Source organism: Amycolatopsis dendrobii (assembly GCF_014145675.1).
In the GTDB taxonomy this organism is placed as follows: domain Bacteria; phylum Actinomycetota; class Actinomycetes; order Mycobacteriales; family Pseudonocardiaceae; genus Amycolatopsis; species Amycolatopsis dendrobii.
The window spans coordinates 320,086-340,054 of record NZ_JACGZW010000005.1; the positions used below are offsets into that span (position 1 = coordinate 320,086).

The following is a 19,969-nucleotide window of genomic DNA, read 5'->3' on the forward strand; positions in this document are numbered from 1 at the left end:
CCCCGGGCCTCGGTGCGTCCCGGGGGCGCACCGAGGCCCGGGGCTTAGTCTGCCTGGCCGGTCTCGGCGGATTTCCGGCACCGGAGCGGCCTTCGCGGGACCGTGCGCGAAGTCGTCCTTGGCCGATGGGCTCCAGGATCTGCCCGGTGTGCCCGTACGTTGTGCCCATACGTGAGGGGAGAGCCACGCGGCCCGGCCGATGCCACGCACCGCCGTGACGAGACCGCACACGGGAGCTGCGGAGAAAACCCATGCCGTCTTGAGCGCATCTCACGCCCCCACCGCCACCTGCGATCCATTCCGTCCGCGGCGTAACCCGGCGGTCCACCACATCCACAGCAGAAACCGCCCGGCTCACTCCGTCCCCGGCAGAACCCAGCGATCCGGCCGGATCAGTCCCGCACCGGCTTCACCGGGTCATGTCCCAGCGACATCAGCCCTTGGCGCCACCCCGCGTCCCCCGCCACGGGTTCCAGATCGTCTCGGCGCGAGGCGTGCACGCGGTCCACCACGTCGCGCATCACCTCGACGTCGTTCTCGTTCACGTCCGACTTGCGTTTGCCCAGGATCGACAGCACCTTCCGGCCGGTCGCGGGGCCCGCGCGGTCGGGCAGGGGCTCGGTTTCCGGGCCGGCTTCCCGGGTGCGCAGCCAGTCGGCCAGCTCCCGTGAGGTCATGTTCACCACCCGGTGGAATTCCGTCCACAGTTCTTCGTCCACGTGCGTGGCCATCATCGATCACCTCCCGGCGTCGGGAGTCCGGTTACCCGGACGGCGCGCGGGCAAACCCGGCAGCGTCGAGTCCACATAGGACCGAGCGCGCGCGGCGATCCGTGCCAGTGCGGCATGTCCTGGCTCCGCGGTGCCGGCCCGGATGCCTTCCGCGATCACCCGGTGGTCCTCCCACGACCGGGTGAGGTCGCCGTGTTCGGCGAGTTCTTCGCGGAGCCGGTCGGCCATCAGACGGCGCATCGGGAGGCGGATCGCGAGCATGCTGCGCAGCAGGATCCGGTTGTGCGCGGCTTCCGCCAGCGCGACGTGGAACTCGGCGTCCGCTTCCAGGAAACGGTCCCGGTCGGTCAACGCCGCCGCCATCCGATCGACCAGATCGGCCAGAACCACCAGCTCAGCGGGGGTTCGGCGGCGGGCGGCCAAAGCGATGACGGTCGATTCGATCGCCTCCCGGGCCTCGACCAGTTCACGGTACTCGGCGACGTCCGACGCGCCCAGCTGCCACGGCACGAAGCTGCTGGCCTCGGGTTCCAGCACGAACGTGCCGACCCCCTGGCGCGTCTCGACCCAGCCGCGCGCCTGCAGCGTCCGGACTGCTTCCCGGACGGTCAGCATCGACACCCCGGCCGAGGCCGCGAACTGCCGCAGCGACGGCAGCGCGGTCCCGGGAGGCCATTCGCCGCCGAGGATCTTCCGGGTCATCTCTTCGACCAGCGAGTCCACCACGCTCACCCGCCGCACCCGGGCCAGCTCCGGCGGCGGTCCCCTCCGTCCCGAGGTCATCGGGTCAGCGTACGGATTGACGATACTGTTTCAAACACCTAAATTCGGACCTGGGATGCCCACCGAAACCGATCTGCTCGCCGACCTCCGCGCGAACGTGCGCGGCGAGGTGCACGCTGACGTCCGCCGTCGCGCGGAGTACTCCACCGACGCGTCCAATTACCGCGTCGTCCCGCAGGTGGTCGTCCTGCCGCGGGAGACCGGCGACGTTCTCGCGGCCCTCGAAATCGCCCGCCGCCACGGCGTTCCGCTGACCAGCCGCGGCGGGGGCACGTCGGTCGCGGGCAACGCGATCGGGCCGGGGGTGGTGATCGACTTTTCGCGGCATCTCAACCGCATTGTCGACTTGGACCCCAAAGCGCGGACCGCGGTCGTCCAGCCTGGCGTCGTCCTCGCGGACCTCCAGCGCGCCGCCGCGCCGCACGGCCTGCGCTTCGGACCCGACCCCTCCACCCACGCCCGCGCGACGCTCGGCGGCATGATCGGCAACAACGCCTGCGGCCCGCACGCGATCGCGTACGGCCGGACCGCGGACAACGTTCGCGAACTCAGCGTGGTCGACGGCACCGGACGCCAGTTCACTGCCGGTCCGTCGGACGCGGTGCCGGGCCTCACCGAACTGATCGGCACCCGGCTCAGCCTGCTGCGCACCGAATTCGGCCGGTTCAGCCGTCAGGTGTCCGGCTACTCGCTCGAACACTTGCTGCCGGAGAACGGCCGGTCGCTCGCCCGCGCGCTGGTCGGCACCGAAGGCACCCTGGCGGTCACGCTCGAAGCGACCGTCGATCTCGTCGACGTCTCCCCCGCCCGGTTGCTGGTCGTGCTCGGCTATCCGGACATGGCGACCGCCGGCGACGTCGTGCCCGGGCTGCTCCCGCACCGGCCGCTGGCGGTCGAAGGGCTCGACGCCCGGCTGGTCGACCTGGTGCGCCACCACCGCGGCGCCGTGCCCGCGCTCCCGGACGGCGGCGGCTGGCTGATGATCGAGGTCGGCGGCGAGACGGAAGCCGAGGCCCGGCACAACGCCGAACGGCTCGTCAAAGACTCCCAGGCGCTCGACCACGTCGTGCTGGCGCAAGGCGCCGAGGCCGCCGCGATGTGGCGGATCCGCGAGGACGGCGCCGGGCTCGCGGGCCGCACTCCGACCGGCGAGCAGGCGTGGCCCGGCTGGGAGGACGCCGCGGTCCCGCCCGGACGGCTCGGCGCGTATTTGCGGGATTTCGACGCTCTCCTGGACGAATTCGGTCTCGAAGGACTTCCCTACGGCCACTTCGGCGACGGCTGCGTGCACGTCCGGCTCGGCCTGCCGCTCGAACGCGACGCCTCAGTGTTCCGCGCGTTCATGACCGCCGCCGCGAAGCTGGTCGTCGGCTACGGCGGCTCGTTCTCCGGCGAGCACGGCGACGGCCGGGCGCGCGGCGAACTGCTGCCGCAGATGTATTCGGCCGAAACGATCGAACTGTTCGGCGCGGTCAAGAATCTCTTCGACCCCGGCGATCTGCTCAACCCGGGCGTCGTCGTCCGGCCCCATCCGCTCGACCTCGATCTCCGCCGCCCGCAAGCACATCCGCTCCCCGTCGTCGCGGGCGGATTCTCCTTCTCGCACGACGGCGGCGACTTCGCCCGCGCCGTGCACCGCTGCGTGGGAGTCGGGAAATGCCGCGCCGACAATCGTGCGGCCGGTGGTTTCATGTGCCCGTCCTATCTCGCCACTCGCGACGAAAAGGACAGCACGCGCGGCCGCGCCCGGGTCTTGCAGGAGGTCGCGAACGGCTCGCTGGTTTCGGGATGGCCGGACGCCGCGGTCCACGAATCGCTCGATCTTTGCTTGTCGTGCAAGGCATGCAGCAGCGACTGCCCGGCCGGGGTGGATCTGGCGCAGTACAAATCCGAAGCACTGCACCGGAAATACCGGCACCGAATCCGTCCGGTCTCGCATTACACGCTGGGCCGGTTGCCGGACTGGATCCGCCTGCTGCACCGAATCCCGGTGCTCGGCCCGCTCGTCGTCAACGCGCTGATGTCGGTCCGGCCGATCGAGAAGGTCCTGTTAGCACTGTCCGGAGCAGACACTCGGCGGCGCGCACCACGATTCGCCCGCCGCTCGTTCACCCGGTCCCGGCGCGGGATCCGCGAGCAGGGATCGGAAGTGGTGCTGTGGGCGGATTCCTTTTCGGACGGCATGGACACCGACGTCGCCGAATCCGTCGCAGCGGTGCTCAATGACGCCGGATACCGCGTGCTCGTCCCGCCGCGTCGTCCGTGCTGCGGGCTCACCTGGATCACCACCGGCCAGCTCGACACGGCCCGCCGAAAGCTCCGCGACCTCGTGCACACCCTGCGCCCCTACGCGCAGGCCGGGCTGCCGATCGTCGGCGTCGAACCGTCGTGCACTGCCGTTCTGCGGTCGGACCTGCTGGACCTGTTCCCGGGCGATCCAGACGCCGCAACGGTTTCCGGCGCGGTCACTACGCTCGCCGAACTCCTCGCGAAGACAGAGGGCTGGCAAGCCCCTGACCTGTCCGGCACCACGGTGGTCGCGCAGCCGCATTGCCACCATCACTCAGTGATGGGTTTCGAGGCCGACCGAGCCCTGCTCGCGGCGACCGGCGCGGAACTGCACACTCTCGCCGGATGCTGCGGCCTGGCCGGAAACTTCGGCATGGAACGCGGCCACTACGACGTTTCCGTCGCCGTGGCGGAGAATGCACTGCTTCCGGCGCTACGCGCAAACCCGGACGCGGTGTTCCTCGCCGACGGTTTCTCCTGCCGCACCCAAGCCGATCAACTGGCCGGCGTCCGCGGTGTCCACTTGGCACAGTTGCTGAAGCGACGCTGAAGCACGGAGTCAGCTGTCCCAGAATCCTTGGCGTTCCAGCAAGGCGACCGCGCGCTCGCCGCCGTCCGAGAAGTGTTTCTCCACAACGGACCGTGCCCGCGCAGCCGAGCGGGCGCTGAGCGCGTTCAGGATCTTCCGGTGGTCTTCGTGCGCTTTGCCGGGCCAGTCCTCGTGCGCCTCGTAGAACCCGTGCGACACCGTTTTCGCCAGGATGCCCAGGATCGAGACCAGGCGGCGGGAATCGGCGGCGTAGTTGATCCTGCGGTGGAACTCGAAGTTCAGCCGTTCCTGTTCGGCACGGTCCGCTCCGGACTCCATCCGGTCCGCGAGATCGTGCAACGCCTGCAAGCTTTCCGGCGACAGGTTTTTCGCCGCCCGCTCCGCCGCCAGACCGGACACGAGGCCGAACACGCGGTAGTGGTCCCGGATGTCGTCGCGCGTCATCCGCGCCACGAACGCGCCGCGGCGGGCGATGTGCTCCACCACGCCCTCGTGGTCGAGCGTGATCAGCGCTTCCCGGATCGGCAGCTTGCTGATGCCGAGCTCGTCGGCCAGCGCCTCCTGGTCGATCTTCTCCCCGGCGCGCAGCTGGCCGGAGAAGACCCGTCGCCGGATCTCGTGCGCGGCCAGCGCTTTCAGGTTCGCCGGACCGCCGCGGCGCGGTCCCGCGCCCGTGCTGTCGGGCATCGCCTCAGCCTCCCCCTCCGGCGAACATCTCGCCGACAAAGTATCGCATGAGCCGTTCCGCTCGACGCCTGCTCATCCCTGCTGCTCGAGCGATTTGCCCGGCGCATTCCTGATAACGTACTCAGCCGACGGCCTCGCCCCAGACAGGATCTGAGGAACCCATGTCCGAATCGGAAGCCTGGGAACCGTACGCCCTCACCAGCGAAGAAGTGCTCGAACCCGGTCCGGTCGCCGCGTTGGCCGCGCTGTTCGACGACGGGCTCCCCGCACCGCGCGAAGGCGACGAGCTGCCGCCGCTGTGGCATTGGGTCGCGCTCCCGCACTGGCCGGTGTCGTCGCGGCTCGGCCTCGACGGTCATCCGGTGCGCGGCGATTTCCTGCCGCCGGTGGACCTGCCGCGGCGGATGTTCGCCGGCGGCGAGGTCGTGGTCCACCGTGCGCCGAAGGTCGGCGAGACGGTGCAGCGACGCTCCATTGTGGACTCGATTACCGAGAAATCCGGCCGGTCCGGGAAATTGGCGGTCGTCCAGGTGCGCACGGAACTGTCCGGAATGGACGGAACGCCGTACGTCGAGGAGCGCCAGAACATGCTCTACCGCGAGGCCGGGCCGCCCTCCGCGCCCGCGGTCCCGGAAATCGCGGCCGCATTGGAACCGGCGGGATCGCCGTTCCGCCGCACCGACGGGCAAACCTGGGAGTTCGTCACCGATCCGACGCTGCTGATGCGGTTTTCCGCGGCCACCGCGAACGCGCACCGCATCCACTACGACTGGCCGTACGCGACCCGGGTGGAGGGCTATCCCGGCCTGGTCGTGCACGGCCCGTTGATGTCGCTGGCGCTCGCCGAAGTGCTGCGCCTCGACTCCCCCGCCTCGCGGGTGCGCCGGATCAGCCACCGAAACCAGGCGCCGCTGTTCTGCGGGCAGCCCGCCCAGCTGCGGGCCAGCCCCGGCGCCCGTTCGGTCGCGCTCGACCTGCTCGGCCCGTCCGGTCCGAGCACCAGCCTCGCCGTCGAACTGGCCGAAGAAGACATCTGATCTGGCGGCGGTGTCCGAACCGATGGCATGGTGGCGCAGGTGTTCCGGACGACGGAAGGAAGCTGAATGAGCCGCTACGCGCAGTTCGAGAACCTGCGGGTCGACGGGCCGGACGAGGACGGCGTCATCGAACTCGTCCTGGACGCGCCGCACCTGAACGCGGTCAGCGAAGCCGCGCACGGCGAACTCGCCGACATCTGGCGCGAGTTCGACCGCGACCCGGAGGTGAAGGCCGTCCTGCTGCGCGGCGAGGGCAAGGGGTTCTCCGCGGGCGGCTCGTTCGACCTGGTCGAGAAGCTGGCGAACGACTTCGAGGCCCGGTCGCGCACCATGCGCGAGGCGCGCGACCTGGTCTACAACGTCATCGACTGCTCGAAGCCGACCGTCTCGGCGATCCACGGCCCGGCCGTCGGAGCGGGCCTGGTCGCCGGGTTGCTGTCGGACATCTCGGTGGCCGCCGCCAACGCCAAGATCATCGACGGCCACACGCGGCTCGGCGTCGCGGCGGGCGACCACGCGGCGGTGTGCTGGCCGCTGCTGTGCGGGATGGCGAAGGCGAAGTACTACCTGATGACCTGCCGTCCGATGACCGGTGCCGAGGCCGAGCGGATCGGGCTCGTGTCGCTGTGCGTCGAGGAAGAAGACGGGCTGCTGCCGACCGCGCGGGAGATCGCGCACGAACTGGCGAACGGCGCGCCCACCGCGATCCGCTGGACCAAACAGAGCCTCAACCTCTGGTACCGCCAGCTCGCCGGCGCGATCTTCGATTCCTCGCTGGCACTGGAGTTCTACGGTTTCGCCGGTCCCGAGGTCCGCGAAGGCCTCGCCTCGCACGGCGAACGCCGCAAGCCGGACTTCACCCGGGTGCACGAGTCCTGAGCAGACTGTCTACTGCGGACCGTGCGTCAGCGGGAGATTGAAGGAATACCGCGACGCCCGGTAAACGTGCCAGCCGTACTCGACCACCCGGCCCGTCTCGTCGTATGTGGTGCGCTGCATGGTCAGCAACGCCGCACCGGGCGTTTCGTCCAGCAGCTCCGCGTCTTCCTCGGTCGCCAGCCGCGCGCCGATGCTCTGCTGCGCCGAATGCAGACGGATCCCCGTCTGCCGCAGCAGCTGATAGAGCCCTTGGGAGCGCAATTCGGCGTCATCGACGTCGAGGACGCCGTCCGGGAGGCAGTTGTTCATGATCGCCAGCGGCTCGCCTCCCGTGCAGCGGATCCGCTTCAACCGGCGGACCCGCTGCAGTCCGGGGGCCTCCAGCAGCGCGGCGAGCTCGGCATCCGCCGGTTCCACGCGGTTGATCAGCACCTCCGACGACGGCGTCTCGCCCAGCCCGGCGAGGTCGTCGAACAGGCTGCTCAGCCGCAGCGGCCGGGCGACTTTCGTGCGCACCACCTGAGTGCCCACGCCGCGTTTGCGCACCAGCAAACCCTGGTTGACCAGCGACTGGATCGCCTGCCGCACGGTCGGCCTCGAGAGCCGGAGCCCCGCCGCGAGGTCGAGCTCGTTCGCCAGCCGCGAGCCCGCGGGCAGCCGGCCGTCGTCGATCGCCGCTTGCAGCTGGCGCGCGACCTGGAAGTACAGCGGCTCGGGGCTCGCCGGGTCCACCGCGATCCCGCGGACCGGGTCCCAGGCCGGACTGGTGCTCATCGCCGCAGCCTACCGCGTGCATGTCCGTATGTCTTGACAAAGTCCTCGGGCACGGGGCACGGTCGGAGCACAGCCTGCGAGGAGGACGCGATGACCACGGGGTTCGACCTCGTCACGATGGGCCGGATCGGGGTGGACCTCTATCCGCTGCAGACCGGCGTCGGCCTGGAAGACGTCACCTCGTTCGGCAAGTACCTCGGCGGCAGCGCCACCAACGTCGCCGTCGCCGCCGCCCGGCACGGCCGCGCCTGCGCGGTGATCACCAAGACCGGAGACGACCCGTTCGGCCGGTTCCTGCGCCGCGCGCTCGCCGGATTCGGGGTGGCCGACCGGTTCGTCGGGACCTCGCCGCACCTGCCGACGCCGGTGACGTTCTGCGAGGTCTTCCCGCCGGACGATTTCCCGCTCTACTTCTACCGGTTCCCGAAGGCGCCGGACCTCGACATCGCGGCCGGCGACCTGGATTTCGACGCGATCCGCTCCGCGAAAGTCTTCTGGGCGACGGTGACCGGGCTGTCGCAGGAGCCGAGCCGCTCGGCCACGCTCGCCGCGCTGGCGGCCCGCGGCCGCGAGGGAATCACCGTGCTCGACCTCGACTACCGGCCGATGTTCTGGGAATCCCGCGAGCAGGCGCGCGAATGGGTCGGCAAGGCGCTGGGCCACGCGACGGTCGCGGTCGGCAACCTCGACGAATGCGACACCGCGGTGGCTCTGCGCGAGCCTCGGGAAGCGGCGAAAGCGTTGCGGGACAGGGGCATCTCGCTCGCGGTGGTGAAGCAGGGACCGAAGGGCGTGCTCGCGGTGGACGACACCGGAGAGGTCGAGGCGCCTCCGATGCCGGTGGAGGTGGTCAACGGCCTCGGCGCGGGTGACGCGTTCGGCGGCGCGCTGGTGCACGGGCTGCTGGCGGGCTGGGGCACCGAACGGATCATGCGGTTCGCGAACGCGGCGGGCGCGCACGTCGCCGGGGAACTCGCCTGTTCGGACGCGATGCCGACGGAAGACCAGGTGCTGCGCAGGCTCGGAGGGACCGAATGAACACCGTCGAGCGGATCGTCGCCAAACGAGTGCACGACCCGGACGCGATCGCCGAAGCCGCGGCCACGCGGATACGGGCGAAGACGCCGTTCAACGGCAAAGGCGCCGCCATGATCATCGCCGCCGACCACCCCGCCCGCGGCGCGAACGCCGTCGGCGCCGATCCGCTCGCGATGGCCGACCGCGGTGAACTGCTTGAGCGGCTGTGCCTCGCGCTCGAACGGCCAGGCGTCACCGGCGTGCTCGCGACCCCGGACGTGATCGACGATCTCCTGCTCCTCGGCGTCCTGGACGGCAAGACGGTCCTCGGTTCGATGAACCGCACCGGACTGGCCGGATCGAGCTTCGAGATCGACGACCGGTTCGCCTGCTACGACGCGGAAACCATCGCGCGCATGCGGTTCGACGGCGGAAAGATGCTCACCCGGATCTGCCTGGCCGATCCGGCGACGCCGAGCGTCCTGGAGAACACCGCGAAGGCCGTCGACTCACTGGCCGCACGGAAGCTCCTCGCGATGGTCGAGCCGTTCCTCTCGGTCTGGAAAAACGGGCGGATCGCCAACGACCTCTCCCCCGAGGCGGTCATCCGGTCCATCACGATCGCGTCCGGCCTCGGCCGGTCGTCGGCTTACACCTGGCTGAAGCTGCCGGTGGTCGCCGACATGGAGCGGGTGCTGGCCGCCTCGACGCTGCCCGCCGTGCTGCTCGGCGGCGAGGTGACGGACCCGGACGCGGCGTTCGCGTCCTGGCAGGAGGCGCTCGCGTTGCCGACGGTGCAGGGTTTGGTGGTCGGACGGTCGCTGCTCTATCCGCACGACGGCGACGTGGCCAAGGCGGTCGATACGGCGGTGGGGTTGCTGTGAACCAGTTCAGTCTCGAAATCACTCCCGAATCGGCGGGCTGGGGCTACTCCGGCCTGCGCGTGCTGGAGCTCGACGGCGCCGAGACCGTCTCCACCGGCGACGCGGAAACACTTGTGCTGCCGCTGTCCGGCACCTGCTCGGTGTCGGTCGACGGCGAGACCTTCGAGCTGGCCGGTCGCACGGGTGTCTTCGATGCGGTCACCGATTTCGCCTACCTGCCAAGGGAGGCCGAAGCGGTCGTGACCGGGCGGGGAAGGTTCGCGCTGCCCTCGGCGAAGACCTCGAAGCGGCTGCCCGCCCGATACGGGCCCGCCGACGGTGTGCCGACCGAACTGCGCGGCGCGGGCAACTGCAGCCGCCAGGTCAACAACTACTGCCTGCCGCACACCTTCGACGCCGACCAGCTGCTCGTCTGCGAAGTCCTTACCCCGGGCGGAAACTGGTCGTCCTACCCGCCGCACAAGCACGACGAGGCGCGCGAGGGCGAAAGCGAACTCGAGGAGATCTACTACTTCGAGGTCGCCGGCGGCGGGATGGGCTACCAGCGTGTCTACGGCACTCCGGAGCGGCCGATCGACCTCCTGGAAGAGGTCCGCAGCGGCGACGTCGTGCTGATCCCGCACGGCTGGCACGGCCCGTCGATGGCCGCGCCCGGCTACGACCTGTACTACCTCAACGTGATGGCCGGTCCCGGCCCCGAGCGGGCATGGCTGATCTGCGACGACCCCGCCCACGCGTGGGTACGCCAGACTTGGGAATCGCAAGACGTCGATCCGCGACTGCCGTTCGGAGGCCCGCGATGAGGCTGACCACCGCGCAAGCCCTGGTGCGTTTCCTGGCCAACCAGTACTCCGAACGCGACGGCGTCGAACAGCGGCTGATTCCGGGCTGTTTCGGGATTTTCGGGCACGGCAACGTCGCCGGGCTCGGCCAAGCGCTGCTGCAGGCCGCGCCCGCCGGGACTTTTCCCTACTACCTCGCGCGCAACGAACAAGGCCAGGTGCACGCGGCGACCGCGTTCGCGAAAATGCGCAACCGGCTCCAGGCGTTCGCCTGCACCGCGTCCATCGGCCCCGGGTCCACGAACATGATCACCGGAGCCGCGCTGGCGACCACGAACCGGCTGCCCGTGCTGCTGCTGCCGAGTGACGTTTTCGCCGGCCGCGGCCCGGATCCGGTGCTGCAGCAACTGGAAGATCCCCGAGGTGGCGACGTCTCGGTGAACGACGCGTTCCGCCCGGTGTCGAAGTACTTCGACCGGATCACCCGGCCTGAGCAGCTGATCCCGGCCGCGCTCGCGGCGATGCGGGTGCTGACCGATCCGGTGGAGACCGGCGCCGTCACGCTCGCGCTGCCGCAAGACGTCCAGGCCGAAGCCTGCGACTGGCCCGAGGACTTCTTCCGCCGCCGCGTCTGGCATGTCGACCGCGCGGTGCCCGCTCCGGAAGCCATAAGCCGAGCCGCGGAACTGCTGCGCTCGGCCAAGGCGCCGCTGATCGTCGCGGGCGGGGGCGTCGTGTACTCCGAGGCTTGGCCGGAACTTCGTGCTTTCGCTACCGCGACCGGGATTCCCGTCGCGGACACGCACGCGGGCAAGGGCGCGGTGCCGTGGGACCACCCGTGCGCGGTCGGCGGGCTCGGCTCCACCGGCGCTTCCGCCGCGAACGCACTGGCCGCGGACGCCGATGTGGTGCTGGGCATTGGCACCCGGTACAGCGATTTCACCACCGCTTCGCACACCGTCTTCGGCAACCCGGACGTGCGGTTCGTGAACCTCAACGTCGCCCGGTTCGACGCCGCCAAGCATTCCGCCGAGATGGTGGTGGCCGACGCCCGACGCGGATTGGAAGCTTTGTCGACCGCGCTGTCCGGCTGGCAGGTCTCCGACTCCTACCGCGCGCGGACCCGGCAGCTCGCCGATGAATGGAACCGTGCTGCCGACGCCTGCTTCGACCTCGGGCACGCTCCCCTTCCCGCGCAAACCGAAATCCTCGGAGCGCTGAACCGTTCGCTGGACGACAGCGACGTCGTGATCAACGCCGCCGGTTCCATGCCCGGTGACCTGCAAATGCTGTGGCGGGCAAGAGATCCCAAGGCGTACCACGTGGAATACGCGTACTCGTGCATGGGATATGAGGTCGCCGCGGGCGTCGGGGTGAAGCTGGCCGCACCGGAGCGCGAGGTGGTCGTGCTGGTCGGCGACGGCTCGTACCTGATGATGGCGCAGGAAATCGTCACGCTGATCGCCGAACGGCTCAAGGCGATCATCGTGCTGGTGCAGAATCACGGGTTCGCTTCGATCGGGTCGCTGTCGGAATCGCTGGGCTCGCAACGGTTCGGGACGTCCTACCGGTATCGCGCCGGGAACGGCTTGCTGGAGGGCGACGTGCTGCCGGTCGACCTCGCGGCCAATGCGGCCAGCCTCGGCGCGACTGTGCTGCGAGCGTCCACCGTGGACGAGTTCCGGGCGGCGATCAAGCAGGCCAAAGCGAATCCGGTGACGACGGTGGTGCACGTGGAGACGGATCCGCTCGCGCCCGATCCGCCGGGGTCGGCCTGGTGGGAGGTGCCGGTGAGCGAGGTGTCCGAAGTGGACTCCACTCGGGCGGCTTACGAGACGTATGTCGCGGAGAAGCGGAACCAGCGGCGTTACCTGTGAGGCAGCGGTACGCGGCAGGGCGCGACGGAGCCGCCAGTGCGGACATCAGCGGGAGCTGCGGCGAAACCTGGCACGGAAACTTCGGTCCGCACCGAACGGTTCCCGCGCCACGATTGTCCCGTGACCGCAACGACGACCTCCGCACGCAGGCAACGGCTCGCGCTGATCGCGCTCTGCCTCCCCTTCTTCATCGTCCAGCTCGACGCGACCGTGGTGAACGTCGCCGTCGAGGCGATCCGGCGCGACCTCGGCGGCGGGCTGGGCGGTGAACAGTGGGTGATCGCCAGCTACACCGTCGCGCTGGCCGCGGGCATGCTCACCGCGGGCTCGCTCGGCGACCGTTACGGCGCGCGACGGATCTGCGTGCTGGGGACCGTCGTGTTCGGCGTGGGTTCCGCACTGTGTTCGCTCGCCCCGGCCCTTCCGGTGCTGATCGTCGCGCGGACGCTGCAGGGTGTCGGCGCGGCCGCGTTGCTGCCGTGTTCGCTCGCGCTGATCGTCCGCCAATTCCCGGAACCGCGGGCGAGGGCGCATGCGCTCGGCCTGTGGGGCGGCATCGCGGCGATCGGACTCGCGACCGGGCCGGTGGCGGGCGGCGTCTTGATCGCGTTGGCCGACTGGCGCGCGATCTTCTGGGTCAACGTCCCGTTCGCCGCCCTCGCCCTCGTGCTGACCTGCCAGTACGTGGTCGAATCGCCGCCGAGGGAGCGCCGCCTCGATCCGTACGGGCTCGTCCTCGGCACCGTCGCCCTGTCCGCGCTCGCCGGCGGGCTGATCCAGGTCGGCCGTTCCGGCTGGGCGCTTCCGCTGATCGCCGCCGGGGCGCTGACCGGGCTCGTGTTCGTCCTGGCCGAGCGGAGCCGGCGCGATCCGATGCTGCCGCTGGCGATCTTCTCGTCCCGTCCGTTCTCCGCGGCGAGCGCCGCCGGGCTGCTCTTCAATTTCTGCTTCTACGGCACCCTGCTCTGCCTGTCGCTGTACCTCCAGGGCCCGCTGCGCCAGTCCGCGTTCGCGACCGGCATGCTGACGCTCCCGCTCACCGTCGCGATCGGCGTCGGAGCCACCGCGAGCGGACGGCTCACCGCCCGCTTCGGCGCCCGCGTCCCGATGCTGACCGGGTTCAGCCTCGCCGGATTCGGCGCGCTCGTGCTGGTCGCGGCCGATTCCCTGCCACTGGTCCTGGCGGGCGGCGTGGTGCTGTGCTGCTGCTCGATCGCGATGCCCGCGATGACGTCGGTCGCGATGTCGACGCCTCCCGAGGAGCACACAGGGCTGGCCAGCGGGGTCTTGAACACGGCCCGGCAGGCGGGGGGCGCCTTGGGAACTGCGGTGCTCGGCACGCTGCTCACCGCGGGCTCGACGATGTCGCTGGCTGTCCCGATGACAGTGGTCGCCCTCGGCTACGCGGCAGCGGTCGGCTGCACTCTGCTGGCGACCCGCCGTCAGGAGCTGTCGACGGCTCGTTAACCCGGCAGAAACCGCGCCCGCAGATCCGGTCGCAAAAACGCTGCCGGAGAAGCGATCGACAACCCGCCGTCCACCGGCAACACCACGCCGGTCACGAACGACGCCCGCTCCGACGCCAGGAATTCGACCGCGTCCGCCACCTCGCGAGGAGTCCCGGTGCGGCCCAGCGGATACCCCTCGGCCACCCCCGGCCGGCCGGTCGCGCCGATCATCCCCGGCGCGACCGCGTTCACCCGGATGCCGCGCGGTCCGTACTCGAGCGCCAGCTGCCGGACCAGACCGTCCACTCCGGACTTCGCCGCCGCGTACCCGGGCAGTCCGGGCGCGGCCAGGAATCCGTTCACCGAGGTCACCGCGACGATCGACCCGCCAGGCGGCAGCACCCGCAACGCCGCGCGAGCCGGGTAGAAGGCCGCGTCCAGGGTGTTGGAGATCGCGGAGTGCCATTGGGCGTCGGTGGTGTCGAGGGCCGCCGCGACCGGCTGGGCCGCGGCGGCCAGGACCAGGACGTCGACCGAACCGGCTTGCCGGACAATCGCGTCCGCACCGTCCGAAGTGGACGCGTCGGCGACCGCGAAATCGGTGTACGCCGGGTGGTTCGTCGCCGTCAGACCCGCGCCGAGCACGCGATCTCCGGCGAAAGCCTCGGCGATGGCGATCCCGATGTCCGACCCGCCGCCGATGACGACGACCGACCGGCTCACCACCCCAGTTCCTCAAGAATCTCGTTCAGCGCCTTCCCCGTCACCGCGTCCAACGGCCGCGCGGGCAACCGCACCGTCGCCGACGCGATGATCCCCCGCCGCACCAGGATTTCCTTGTGCACGGCCCACGCTTGCCCCGGCCGCACCCCCAGGTGAATCAACGGGAGCAGCCGCGCGAACCCGGCGCGCGCGTCGCTCCGGCGCCCGGCGGCGAGATCGTCCAGCACCACCCGCAGCAGATCGGCGAATTCGCAGGCGGGCATGGTCCCGACGGCGCCGTTGTCGTACTCCTCGATCAGCGCCTGCGCGTTCTGCCCGCCCAGCACCGCGATCCCGAAGCCGCTCACGGCGGCGACCTTGACCGGCGTCGGCGGCGATTCGACCTTGATCGACGTGATCCCCTCGACCCCGGCCAGCGCGGCGACCGCCGCCGGATCGATCGGCACCCCGGTGACGCCGGGAGCGTCCTGGATCATCACCGGCAGGTCCGCGCCCGCGGCGACCTCGGCGAAGAACTCCACGACCTGACCCGGCCCGGGCTTCGCGAGGAACGGCGGCAGGACCATGATCTGGTCGGCCCCGCCGTCCGCGGCGAGTCGCGCCTGTTCCAGCGCGGGCGCGATCCCGGTGCCGTTGACCCCGGCGACGACTGGCACGTCCGGGCCGGCCACGGCGCGCACCTCGCGCAGGATCAGTTCCCGCTCGACGGCGGACAGCGCGAAACCCTCGCTGGCCATGCCGAAAACGGCGACCCCGTCCGCGCCCGCGGACAGCTCGAACTCGACGAGCGAGCGCAGCGACGGCGCATCGAGCGAGCCGTCCGGAGCGAACGGAGTGGCCAGGATGGGGATGAGCCCGATCGGCGGATTCGGCACAGCGTCAGTTCTCCTTTGCCAGCGTAGCAACCAAATCGGCATCGACCTCGATGCCAAGGCCCGGTCCGTCCGGTACCGCGAAGCCGGTCGGGCCCGCGGTCAACGGGGTGCGCAGGATGCTTTGCGCCACCGGAATCGTGTCGGGCTGGTATTCGAAATACGGGGTGTCGGCGCTCGCCGCGGACACGTGGATTCCGGCTGCCAGCGAGACACCCAGCCCGACGGAATGGTGGCACACCACCGGAACGTGATGGGCCGATGTGAGCTCCACAATGGACATTGCCTCGGTGATGCCGGTTCGCGCGACGTCCGGTTGCGCCAGCCGCAGCGCGCGGCGGCCGAGCCAGTCGGCGAATTCGTAGCGGTTGCGCATCGCCTCGCCGACCGCGACCGGCGTCGTGATCCGCGAAGCCAGTTCGCGGTGTCCGTCGACGTCCTCGGGCACCAGCGGCGCCTCGAAGAACAGCGCGCCGCGGCGGTCCAGTTCGCGGCCCAGCTCCACGGCCTCGCCGATCCGGTACGCCCAGTGCGCGTCGAGCGCGATCTTCATCTCCGGCGCAGCCGCGGCGACCGCGTCGAAAGTCGCCAGGTCGGCTTCGATTCCCTTGCCGGCAGCCAGCTTTACCCGCCTCGCACCCTGGCGAACCCAGTCGGCGGCGAGAGCTGCGCGTTCCTCGTCGGCGGAGCGGGCGAGACCGGAGATGTAGACGTCGACGTGCTCGCGGTGCGCGCCGCCGAGCAGCCGCGCGACCGACTGCCCGGTCAGCTTCCCGTAGAGGTCCCAGAGAGCGATGTCGACCGCGGCGAGGGCGTCGGCCTGGTGCCCGACGAGGTGGCCGCGTTCCCGCATCAGGTCGCGCAGCCCGTGCCAGAGCGGACGCGGCCCGGCCAGCTCGCGGCCGCGCAGCCAGCCGGCCAGCAGCCGGTCGACGACGGCCGCGACGACCTCAGGGCCGACGGGAGCGAGCGCCTCGCCCCATCCGGTGGTGCCGTCGGCCGCGGTGATCTTCACCAGCATCGTCTCGAACCGGCCGGAGTAGAGGCTGCGCCACGGCTCGCGCACTACGTAACCCTGGTCCGCGCCCAGTGCGCTGCCGTCCTCCAGCGCACCGAGGTACGCCTGCCGTCCGGCGGGTTTGAGCACGTAGGTCGTGACGTCGGCAATGCGCATGCAGCCCTCCAACACCAGGATTCAGGAACTTGCCTCCAACTTTTGCACGCCACTTGCGAAATATGCAACTACTACCCATAATCAGGACCATGGTTTCCGAGACTGGCGGCAATCAGAGCGTCGAGCGAGCCTCGGCGGTGCTCCGCGCCTTCACCCCCGGCCGTCCCGCGTTGCGCGTCTCCGACGTGGCGGCGGAGGTCGGGCTGGGCGTGTCCACCACGTCGCGGCTGCTCGCGACGCTCGAAGCGGCCGAGCTGGTGCAGCGCGATCCGGTGAGCCAGCTGTACGAGCTGGGCCCGGCGGTGCTGACCATGGCGGGCATCGCGCTCAACAACGACCCGATCTACCGGCAGGCGCGCCCGGTCGCCCAGCGGCTGGCGTGGGAACTCGGGCTGGGCGCGAACGTCGCGGTGCGCCGCGGGGCGTCGCTGTTCTACCTGCTGAACGTCGAGGGCCAGCTGGCGCAGAAGTCGTTTTCCCTGATGGGCCAGCTCAATCCGCTGCACGCGACCGGCATGGGCAAGAGCCTCCTGCTCGACACCACCGCGCAGCAGCGCGCCGAACTGCTCGGCGCCGAACCGCTGCCCGGCTTCACCTCGCACACCCACACCACGCTCGACGCGCTCGGCGCCGATCTGGCAGCGGCCGCCGCCCGCGGCTACACCACCGAAATCGAAGAACTCGCGCTGGGCCGGGCCTGCATCGCCGCCCCGGTGCGCGACCACACCGGCGAGATCGCCGCCGCGATTTCGCTGTCCGGCGCGCTTTCCGCCATCGCGCTGGACGAACGCGAGGCCGAACTCGGCGCGCTCGTCGTCGAGGCGGCCGACACGGTCAGCATCGGGCTCGGCTACCTCGGCCCCGCCCACACTCCCTCCCCCGCCCGTCCGTGAAGGGCTCCTTGAGGGAATCTGATTCCCTCAAGGAGCCCTTCACGGAACGGTCCCCGCCGACAGACAACGAGGTCCGTCATGACTGCTTTGGGAACTGCGGCTCCGGCGAAGGTTTCGCCGCGCAAAGTCGTGTTCGCCGCCGGCGCCGGCCACTTCGTGGAGTGGTTCGACGTCGGCCTCTACGGCACGCTGTCGGCCTTCATCGCCGACAACTTCTTCGCCGACGGAGACGCCACCGCCGCACTGCTGTCGACGTTCGCGGTGTTCGCCGCCGGGTTCGTCATCCGGCCGCTGGGCGGGCTGTTCTTCGGCCCGCTCGCCGACCGCATCGGCAGGCAGCGAGTGCTCGCGATCGTCGTGCTCGCCACGTCGCTTTCGACGTTCGCCATCGGCGTGCTGCCAACGCACCAAGCCGTCGGCACGCTCGCGCCGCTGCTGCTCGTGCTCGCCCGGCTGGTGCAAGGCTTCGCGGCGGGCGGCGAGACGTCCAGCGCGGTCACCGTCCTCTACGAGTTCGCGCCACCGAACCGTCGCGGTTATTACACCAGTTTCTCCAACACTTTCGGCTTCGCCGCCTTCGTCGTCGGCTCCGGACTCGCGCTGCTGCTCACCGCGACGCTCGGCGACGCGACGATGTCCTCGTGGGGCTGGCGACTGCCGTTCCTCCTGGCCCTTCCGCTCGGCCTCGCGGGGCTGTATCTGCGGACGCGGCTCACCGACACGCCGGAGTTCCACGACCTCGAACGCACTGGCCAGGTCGCCGAAAGCCCGCTGCGCGACTCCTTCCGCACCGGCGGCCGGGCGATGCTGGTGCTCGCCGGGCTGGTCGTGGTCAAGGGCGTCGCGCACTGGACACTGCAGACGTTCATGCCCAGCTACCTGCAGAAAACGCTGCACTTCACGAAGGTCGAATCGTTCGTCGCCGCGACCGTGTGCCTGGCTGTCGTGGCCGCGGCGGTCCCGGTCGCCGGTGCGCTCTCCGACCGGGTCGGCCGCAAACCGCTGCTCATCGCGAGCACCGCCGGGTTCATCGTGCTGACCTGGCCCGCGCTTGTGCTGATGTCGCTGGGAAATCCGGTGCTCGCCGTCGTCGGGATGGTGGTGCTGGGCCTGCTGATCGCCGCTTACGACGGCGCCGCGGGCGCGGCGATGGCCGAACTGTTCCCGCCGCGCATCCGCTCCGGCGCGATCGCGATCCCGTACAACATCGCGGTTTCGCTCTTCGGCGGCACCGCACCCTACATCGCGACCTGGCTCGTCGCCGCCACCGGCTACAAGCTCTCCCCGGCGTTCTACATCATGCTCGCCGCCGTCATCACCCTCGTGACGGTGCTGCGCGGGATCCGCGAAACCGCCGGACCCCGCGCACGCTGAACCTCACGGCACGAGCAGCGTCGCCCGGTGCACCAGCCATTCCAGCGGACCGCGCCGCCGCCAATGCCGCCACGCCACCGACGCGGCCAGCATCACCGCGACCACCGTCGCCAGGAACACGAAGGAGTACGGCTTCGGCACCAGCTTCAGGACCGCGAAATGTGCTGCGTACCAGGTGAAAGCCAGTCCGCCAGCAGCGGCGAGCGGCCACAGCGCACGACGGCCGAGCGGCTGGTCCAAGGCGATCAGCAGTCCGCCGAGCAGCACCATCGCCACGCCGATCATGAGCACGATGCCGAGCGGACTGGTCGCGTACAGCGATCCGTCCGGCGGCATCGCCAGCAGCACCTGCCACGGCATTCCAGGCGGCGGGGTCGTCGCGATCGCTTCGGCTCCGCCCAGCGGATAAGTCGCGATCCACGAACCAAGGATCGACGCGGCGGCGAGCACGAAACCGGTGTACAGCAACCGAATCCGGACCTGGTGCGCGCGAAGGTCGAGACGGCCGATCGCCATTCCCGCCAATGCCAGGGGCAGCCCGTACGCGACCTGGAAACCGCCGCCGAACAGCACCATCCCCTTGAAGAACTCGCCCCATTGTCCGGGATGCCCGAAGATCGCGAGCCCGCTCGCTGTTTCGGACCCGGACATCATCCAGTCTGAATGGGCGTTGAACACCCAGAACGCGTAAAACGTCATCGCGGGCACGGCGATTCCGGAAAGAATGAACAACGTCCGCGCGCGCAGCCGGGTAAGCGGCAGCAGAAGCAGCAGGATCACCGAGTAGTACTCGATCACTGACATGCCGTACTCGTCGATCGCCAGGCTGAGCAGGAACAACACCGCTGCCCGGACCGCGAGCCTGCCGCGGGCGCGCCACCGCTCGTGCCCGGCGCACGGGGTCGCGCCGCCGGTCATCAAGGCCGCGGACAGCCCGAACAGCAGCACGAACAGGCTCATCGCGCGGGAGGACGTCTGCACGTTCAGCCACGTCAGGAACCCCGGGGCCGCGTCCGGCGGGCCGCCGTGCAGCCAGCCGCTCGCGAAGAAGTGCTCGATGAACACCCCGACGATCGCCAGCGCCCGGACCGCGTCCACGCCCAGCAGCCGTCCCTTCGGCACCCGGGTTTCCGCCGGGTCCCGCACCGTTTCCGTCCTCATCGGACTCCTCCCTGGTCGATTCCCCGCCAAGGTA

18 protein-coding genes are annotated in these 19,969 nt (G+C 70.3%); 10 read left to right on the forward strand and 8 right to left on the reverse strand.

Annotation, left to right across the window (positions count from 1 at the left end):
* Positions 1-392 precede the first annotated feature (392 nt).
* Both H4281_RS16535 and H4281_RS16540 read right to left on the reverse strand, forming a co-directional pair.
* On the reverse strand, positions 393-731 hold the full coding sequence (locus H4281_RS16535; protein ID WP_182891810.1) for a DUF3140 domain-containing protein: 339 nt from the start codon (positions 729-731) through the stop codon (positions 393-395).
* A gap of 6 nt (positions 732-737) precedes the next feature.
* The gene (locus tag H4281_RS16540; protein ID WP_182891811.1) at positions 738-1,514 is read right to left on the reverse strand and encodes a FadR/GntR family transcriptional regulator; all 777 of its coding nucleotides are present in this window, start codon (positions 1,512-1,514) and stop codon (positions 738-740) included.
* A gap of 55 nt (positions 1,515-1,569) precedes the next feature.
* Between H4281_RS16540 and H4281_RS16545 the strand changes: the two genes are divergently transcribed.
* Entirely contained in the window at positions 1,570-4,353 is a 2,784-nt protein-coding gene (locus H4281_RS16545; protein WP_182891812.1) for an FAD-binding and (Fe-S)-binding domain-containing protein, read from the forward strand.
* Between the two features lie 9 nt (positions 4,354-4,362).
* Here H4281_RS16545 and H4281_RS16550 read toward each other — a convergent pair whose 3' ends face one another.
* Positions 4,363-5,040: a GntR family transcriptional regulator gene (locus H4281_RS16550; protein ID WP_182891813.1), complete on the reverse strand. Its 678-nt coding sequence runs from the start codon at positions 5,038-5,040 to the stop codon at positions 4,363-4,365.
* Between the two features lie 161 nt (positions 5,041-5,201).
* On the opposite strand from H4281_RS16550, the gene H4281_RS16555 reads away from it, so the two are divergent.
* Positions 5,202-6,077 (forward strand): HTD2 family dehydratase, encoded by an 876-nt coding sequence (locus tag H4281_RS16555; protein WP_182891814.1) that lies wholly within the window; start codon positions 5,202-5,204, stop codon positions 6,075-6,077.
* A gap of 66 nt (positions 6,078-6,143) precedes the next feature.
* Complete coding sequence (locus H4281_RS16560) at positions 6,144-6,956, forward strand: enoyl-CoA hydratase/isomerase family protein (RefSeq protein WP_182891815.1); 813 nt, start codon at positions 6,144-6,146, stop codon at positions 6,954-6,956.
* A gap of 9 nt (positions 6,957-6,965) precedes the next feature.
* Here the strand turns inward: H4281_RS16560 and H4281_RS16565 are convergent, their stop codons facing one another.
* Entirely contained in the window at positions 6,966-7,730 is a 765-nt protein-coding gene (locus H4281_RS16565; protein WP_182891816.1) for a GntR family transcriptional regulator, read from the reverse strand.
* 90 nt (positions 7,731-7,820) lie between these two features.
* Here H4281_RS16565 and iolC point away from each other — a divergent pair, with 90 nt between their 5' ends.
* The 5 genes from iolC (at position 7,821) to H4281_RS16590 (ending at position 13,757) form a co-directional block, all read left to right on the forward strand.
* Positions 7,821-8,768 carry a 5-dehydro-2-deoxygluconokinase gene (gene iolC, locus H4281_RS16570; RefSeq protein ID WP_182891817.1) on the forward strand — a complete coding sequence of 316 codons (948 nt, stop codon included), beginning with the start codon at positions 7,821-7,823 and terminating at the stop codon, positions 8,766-8,768.
* A complete protein-coding gene (locus tag H4281_RS16575) occupies positions 8,765-9,631 on the forward strand; it encodes a Cgl0159 family (beta/alpha)8-fold protein (protein WP_182891818.1) in 867 nt (288 codons plus the stop codon). Before iolC ends, H4281_RS16575 begins: the two co-directional genes overlap by 4 nt.
* Positions 9,628-10,434 carry a 5-deoxy-glucuronate isomerase gene (iolB, locus tag H4281_RS16580; RefSeq protein ID WP_182891819.1) on the forward strand — a complete coding sequence of 269 codons (807 nt, stop codon included), beginning with the start codon at positions 9,628-9,630 and terminating at the stop codon, positions 10,432-10,434. Before H4281_RS16575 ends, iolB begins: the two co-directional genes overlap by 4 nt.
* Complete coding sequence (gene iolD / locus H4281_RS16585) at positions 10,431-12,290, forward strand: 3D-(3,5/4)-trihydroxycyclohexane-1,2-dione acylhydrolase (decyclizing) (protein ID WP_182891820.1); 1,860 nt, start codon at positions 10,431-10,433, stop codon at positions 12,288-12,290. Before iolB ends, iolD begins: the two co-directional genes overlap by 4 nt.
* A 120-nt stretch (positions 12,291-12,410) precedes the next feature.
* Positions 12,411-13,757, forward strand: a complete 1,347-nt coding sequence (locus H4281_RS16590; protein ID WP_182891821.1) for an MFS transporter — start codon at positions 12,411-12,413, stop codon at positions 13,755-13,757.
* On the opposite strand, the gene H4281_RS16595 is transcribed toward H4281_RS16590, so the two are convergent.
* The 3 genes from H4281_RS16595 to H4281_RS16605 are packed head-to-tail and all read right to left on the reverse strand — an operon-like array spanning position 13,754 to position 16,507.
* Positions 13,754-14,461 carry an SDR family NAD(P)-dependent oxidoreductase gene (locus H4281_RS16595; protein ID WP_182891822.1) on the reverse strand — a complete coding sequence of 236 codons (708 nt, stop codon included), beginning with the start codon at positions 14,459-14,461 and terminating at the stop codon, positions 13,754-13,756. The genes H4281_RS16590 and H4281_RS16595 overlap by 4 nt on opposite strands.
* Positions 14,458-15,336: a dihydrodipicolinate synthase family protein gene (locus H4281_RS16600; RefSeq protein WP_182891823.1), complete on the reverse strand. Its 879-nt coding sequence runs from the start codon at positions 15,334-15,336 to the stop codon at positions 14,458-14,460. The genes H4281_RS16595 and H4281_RS16600 overlap by 4 nt, the downstream gene beginning before the upstream one ends.
* Before the next feature lie 4 nt (positions 15,337-15,340).
* On the reverse strand, positions 15,341-16,507 hold the full coding sequence (locus tag H4281_RS16605; RefSeq protein ID WP_182891824.1) for a mandelate racemase/muconate lactonizing enzyme family protein: 1,167 nt from the start codon (positions 16,505-16,507) through the stop codon (positions 15,341-15,343).
* Positions 16,508-16,596: 89 nt separating this feature from the next.
* Here H4281_RS16605 and H4281_RS16610 point away from each other — a divergent pair, with 89 nt between their 5' ends.
* Both H4281_RS16610 and H4281_RS16615 read left to right on the forward strand, forming a co-directional pair.
* Positions 16,597-17,400, forward strand: a complete 804-nt coding sequence (locus H4281_RS16610; RefSeq protein ID WP_182891825.1) for an IclR family transcriptional regulator — start codon at positions 16,597-16,599, stop codon at positions 17,398-17,400.
* A 78-nt stretch (positions 17,401-17,478) separates the two neighbouring features.
* Complete coding sequence (locus tag H4281_RS16615; RefSeq protein ID WP_182891826.1) at positions 17,479-18,774, forward strand: MFS transporter; 1,296 nt, start codon at positions 17,479-17,481, stop codon at positions 18,772-18,774.
* Positions 18,775-18,777: 3 nt separating this feature from the next.
* Here H4281_RS16615 and H4281_RS16620 read toward each other — a convergent pair whose 3' ends face one another.
* On the reverse strand, positions 18,778-19,935 hold the full coding sequence (locus H4281_RS16620) for a DUF418 domain-containing protein (protein ID WP_182891827.1): 1,158 nt from the start codon (positions 19,933-19,935) through the stop codon (positions 18,778-18,780).
* Positions 19,936-19,969 lie beyond the last annotated feature (34 nt).